Below are 5,561 nucleotides of genomic sequence, written 5' to 3' on the forward strand. Positions count from 1 at the left end.
GCACGAAGATGGGATCCGACGAAGCCAGCGCCAGCTCGGCGTCAAGCTCGGGCCTGAACGAGTCACCCTCGCTGCTGGACCGCCAGCAGGCCTTCGGCTACACCCAGGAAGACATCAAGTTCCTGATGTCACCGATGGCCGTCAATGGTGAAGAGGGCACGGGCTCCATGGGCAACGACAGCCCGCTGGCCGTACTCTCGAATAAAAACAAGTCGCTTTACAACTACTTCAAACAGTTGTTTGCGCAGGTCACCAACCCGCCGATCGACCCGATCCGCGAAGCCATCGTGATGTCGCTGGTGTCGTTTGTCGGCCCCAAACCGAATCTGCTGGACATCAACCAGGTGAACCCGCCCATGCGGCTGGAAGTCAGCCAGCCGGTGCTCAATAGCGCCGACATGCGCAAGCTGCGCGACATCGAAGCGCAGACCCAGGGCAAGTTCAAGAGCTACACGCTGGACATCACCTACCCGCTGGCCTGGGGCCGCGAGGGCGTGGAAGCCAAGCTCGCCTCGCTGTGCGCCGAAGCCGTCGATGCGATCAAGAGCGGCAAGAACATCCTGATCGTCAGTGACCGCGGCATCAGCGCCGCGCAGGTCGCCATTCCGGCGGTGCTGGCCCTGTCGGCCATCCACCAGCACCTGGTCAAGGAAGGCTTGCGCACCACCGCAGGCTTGGTGGTGGAGACCGGCTCCGCGCGCGAAGTCCATCACTTTGCCGTGCTCGCCGGTTATGGCGCCGAAGCGGTGCATCCCTACCTGGCCATGGAAACGCTGGCCGAGCTGTCGAAAAACCTGCCCGGCGACCTCAGCACTGACAAGGCGACCTACAACTACATCAAGGCCATCGGCAAGGGCCTGTCCAAGATCATGTCCAAAATGGGCGTGTCCACGTACATGAGTTACTGCGGTGCCCAGCTGTTTGAGGCCATAGGCCTGAACCGCGCGACCATCGACAAGTTTTTCACCGGCACCGCCAGCCAGGTCGAGGGCATGGGTGTGTTCGAGATTGCAGAGGAAGCGCTGCGTATGCACAGGGCGGCTTTCAGCGACGACCCGGTGTTGGCGCATATGCTCGATGCCGGCGGTGAATACGCCTGGCGCGTGCGCGGCGAGGACCACATGTGGACGCCCGACGCGATTGCCAAGCTGCAGCACGCCACGCGCGCCAACAACTGGAGCACGTACAAGGAGTACGCGCAGCTGATCAACGACCAGAACCGCCGTCACATGACCTTGCGTGGGCTGTTCGAGTTCAAAATCGACCCGTCCAAAGCCATCCGGATCGACGACGTCGAGCCAGCCAGGGAGATCGTCAAGCGGTTCGCCACTGGCGCCATGTCGCTGGGCTCCATCAGCACCGAGGCGCATGCCACGCTGGCTGTGGCCATGAACCGCATAGGCGGCAAGAGCAACACTGGCGAAGGCGGCGAGGACCCGAACCGTTACCGCCAGGAGCTCAAGGGCATCCCCATCAAGCAGGGCGAAACCCTCAAGAGTGTGATTGGTGACAGTGTGGTTGAGGTCGATCTGCCTCTGCAGGACGGTGATTCCTTGCGTTCCAAAATCAAGCAGGTGGCTTCAGGCCGCTTCGGCGTCACAGCCGAGTACCTGGTGTCGGCCGACCAGATCCAGATCAAGATGGCACAGGGCGCCAAACCCGGCGAGGGCGGCCAGCTGCCTGGCGGCAAGGTCAGCGAATACATCGGCCAGCTACGCTATTCGGTCCCTGGCGTGGGCCTGATTTCACCGCCGCCGCATCACGACATTTATTCGATCGAAGACCTGGCGCAGCTTATCCACGACCTCAAAAACGTCAATCCGCGCGCCAGCATCAGCGTCAAGCTGGTCAGCGAAGTCGGGGTTGGCACGATTGCCGCTGGTGTGGCCAAGGCCAAGTCCGACCACGTGGTGATTGCCGGCCATGACGGCGGCACCGGCGCTTCGCCCTGGTCGTCCATCAAACACGCCGGCTCGCCTTGGGAAATCGGCCTGGCTGAAACCCAGCAGACCCTGGTGCTGAACCGCTTGCGCGGCCGCATCCGCGTGCAGGCCGATGGCCAGATGAAAACCGGACGCGACGTGGTGATCGGCGCGCTGCTGGGCGCCGACGAGTTTGGTTTTGCCACCGCACCGCTGGTGGTTGAGGGCTGCATCATGATGCGCAAGTGCCACCTGAACACCTGCCCGGTCGGGGTGGCCACGCAGGACCCTGTGTTGCGCCAGAAATTCAGCGGCAAGCCCGAACATGTCGTCAATTACTTCTTCTTTGTGGCTGAAGAAGCGCGCCAGCTCATGGCCCAGCTCGGCGTGCGCACCTTCGACGAGCTGATCGGCCGCGCCGACCTGCTCGACACCCAGAAGGGCATCGAGCACTGGAAGGCCGGCGGCCTCGATTTTTCACGCCTGTTCTACCAGCCGAATGTGCCGGCTGATGTGCCGCGCAGGCATGTCATGGAGCAGGATCACGCGCTGGGGAAAGCGCTGGATCTGCGGCTGATTGAAAAATCAAAGGCGGCGCTCGAAAAAGGCGAGAAAGTCCAGTTCATCGAGACCGTGCGCAACGTCAACCGCACCGTCGGCGCGATGTTGTCGGGTGAGTTGACGCGGCGCCATCCGGAGGGTTTGCCGGACGATACGCTGCGCATCCAGCTTGAGGGCACAGGCGGGCAGTCCTTCGGTGCCTTTCTGGCCAAAGGCATCACCATGTACCTGATCGGTGACGCCAACGACTACACCGGCAAGGGCCTGTCGGGTGGCCGTATTGTGGTGCGCCCGAGCATCGATTTTCGCGGTGAGGCAGTCAAGAACACCATTGTCGGCAACACCGTGCTTTACGGCGCGACCACCGGCGAAGCGTTTTTCAGCGGCGTGGCCGGCGAGCGCTTTGCGGTGCGCCTGTCGGGCGCCACGGCGGTGGTCGAAGGCACCGGTGACCATGGCTGCGAATACATGACTGGCGGCACGGTGGCCGTGCTGGGCAAAACCGGCCGCAACTTCGCCGCTGGCATGAGCGGCGGCGTGGCTTATGTGTACGACGAGGATGGCCAGTTTGCCAAGCGTTGCAACACCGCCATGGTGTCGCTGGAAAACGTCCAGCCCGCGGCCCAGCAGGAAGCCGGCGGTGAGCAGGCCCTCTGGCACGGCGGCCAGACTGATGAAGCCCAACTGCGCAAGCTGCTGGAGGATCACAACCGCTGGACCGGCAGCAAACGCGCCCGGGAGTTGCTGGACAACTGGGCTGAGGCGCGCGGCAAATTCGTCAAGGTGTTCCCGCTGGAATACAAACGCGCATTGGGCGAAATGGCGGCCAGAAAAACCGCAACAGCCCCTGCCAGACCGGACGGAAAAGCAGCCCCCAAGGTCGCCAAAGCCGCAGCCTGAACAAGCAGTATCTGGAGTAGCCACATGGGAAAAATCACCGGTTTCATGGAACACGAGCGCATCGAGGAGGGTTACAAACCCGTGCCCGAGCGCCTTAAAAACTACAAGGAGTTCGTCATCGGGCTCGACGACGCGCAGGCCAACAAGCAGGTGGCGCGCTGCATGGACTGCGGCACGCCGTTTTGCATCAGCGGCTGCCCGGTCAACAACATCATTCCGGATTTCAACGACATGGTGTTTCAGGCGGACTGGAAAAACGCGATTGAGACGCTGCACAGCACCAACAACTTTCCTGAATTCACCGGGCGCATTTGTCCGGCTCCTTGCGAGGCGGCCTGCACGCTCAACGTGAATGACGATGCGGTGGGCATCAAGTCGATTGAGCGCGCCATCATTGACCGCGCCTGGGCCGAGGGATGGGTCCAGCCGCAGGCACCGAAGCACACGACCGGTAAAAAGGTGGCCGTGGTGGGTTCCGGCCCGGCTGGCATGGCTGCTGCCCAGCAACTCGCGCGTGTCGGTCATGACGTGACCCTGTTCGAGAAGAACGACCGCATCGGCGGCCTGCTGCGTTACGGCATTCCCGATTTCAAGATGGAGAAGGTGCACATCGACCGCCGCGTCGAGCAGATGCAGGCCGAAGGCGTGACCTTTCGTACCGGGGTCATGGTTGGCAAGGCCCAGGATCCCCTGGGCAAGGACTCCAAGGTCACCAATTGGGCCAGGGAAACCATCACGCCCGAGCAACTGCAAAAGGATTTCGACGCCATCCTCCTGACCGGCGGCGCAGAGCAATCGCGCGACCTGCCGGTGTCTGGCCGCGACCTCTCGGGCATCCATTTCGCGATGGAATTTCTGCCGCAGCAAAACAAGGTCAACGCCGGCGACAAGGTCAGGGACCAGCTGCGTGCCGACGGCAAACACGTGATTGTCATTGGCGGAGGCGACACCGGCTCCGACTGCGTCGGCACCAGTAACCGCCATGGCGCGGCCAGCGTCACGCAGTTCGAGCTGATGTCCGAGCCGCCCGAAGAGGAAAACCGACCCATGACCTGGCCGTACTGGCCGATCAAGCTGCGCACCTCGTCCTCCCACGAAGAGGGTTGCGACCGCGAATTTGCCATTTCCACCAAGGAGCTTATTGGCGACAAGGGCAAGGTGACCGGCTTGAAGACCGTCCGCGTGGAGTGGAAAGACGGGAAGATGCAGGAAGTCGCTGGTTCGGAACAGACGCTCAAGGCCGACCTGGTGTTGCTGGCCATGGGCTTTGTATCCCCTGTGTCGGCTGTGCTGGATGCCTTCGGCGTCGAGAAGGATGGCCGCGGCAACGCCAAAGCCACGACCGACTTTACTGGCGGTTATGCCACCAACGTGCCCAAGGTGTTTGCGGCTGGTGATATCCGCCGCGGCCAGAGCCTGGTGGTGTGGGCGATTCGCGAGGGCCGCCAGGCCGCGCGCTCGGTGGACGAATTCCTGATGGGCTACAGCGACCTGCCACGCTAAAAACCCGCAGACCCTCGCAAATCGCCCCAAGGGGCGTGCAACCAGGGTGCCGGCTGTCGCCCGCACCGCGCGAGGGCCGCCAGGCCGCGCGCTCGGTGGACGAATTCCTGATGGGCTACAGCGACCTGCCACGCTAAAAACCCGCAGACCCTCGCAAATCGCCCCAAGGGGCGTGCAACCAGGGTGCCGGCTGTCGCCCGCATCGCGCGAGGGCCGCCAGGCCGCGCGCTCGGTGGACGAATTCCTGATGGGCTACGGCGATCTGCCACACTAAAAACCCGCAGATCCTCGCAAATCGCCCCAAAAGGTGCAACAGAAGTGCAGCCTGACGCCCACACTGCACACTGCACACTGCACTGAATTGCTATGAAAATAGCAGCTACTTACGCCCGCCACACATGGGCTGAAGGCATAAAAGGCTTGCGATTGGCGCTGCCGGCCCCGCTTCAGCCGCCTGCTGGCGTTGCGCGGCCAGCTCAGTCGTCGTCGCCGTAATCGTGGTCGGGGTGGTTGACTTCATCGAGTTTCCAGTAACCCCGGCCAACGATCTGGCTGCGGGCGATGCCCAGCTCATCGGTCAGCAGCTTGCGGATGCGGCGCATCGCAGCGGCCTCGCAGGCCAGGTAAATCCGCGCATCAGGGGCAATCACCGTCCCGCTGCGCAGTGCTTTTTCC

Annotated in this window: 3 protein-coding genes; 2 read left to right on the forward strand and 1 reads right to left on the reverse strand. The window is 62.8% G+C overall.

What is annotated here, in order from left to right; translation table 11 throughout:
* Positions 1–3,383, forward strand: a 3,383-nt coding sequence (locus ACESMT_RS02115) for a glutamate synthase-related protein (RefSeq protein WP_372824788.1), incomplete at its 5' end; no start/stop codon positions are given.
* A 24-nt stretch (positions 3,384–3,407) separates the two neighbouring features.
* Entirely contained in the window at positions 3,408–4,886 is a 1,479-nt protein-coding gene (locus tag ACESMT_RS02120) for a glutamate synthase subunit beta (RefSeq protein ID WP_372824790.1), read from the forward strand.
* 476 nt (positions 4,887–5,362) lie between these two features.
* Here the strand turns inward: ACESMT_RS02120 and ACESMT_RS02125 are convergent.
* Positions 5,363–5,561: SIP domain-containing protein (locus ACESMT_RS02125; protein WP_372824792.1), on the reverse strand; the 199-nt coding region annotated here is incomplete at its 5' end.

Origin of the sequence: Polaromonas sp., assembly GCF_041689105.1 — a bacterium.
In the GTDB taxonomy this organism is placed as follows: domain Bacteria; phylum Pseudomonadota; class Gammaproteobacteria; order Burkholderiales; family Burkholderiaceae_C; genus Polaromonas.

Excerpts from the sequence above, each read along its gene's own strand:
- ACESMT_RS02120 (WP_372824790.1), top strand. The coding sequence starts at position 3,408 with ATGGGAAAAATCACCGGTTTCATGGAACACGAGCGCATCGAGGAGGGT.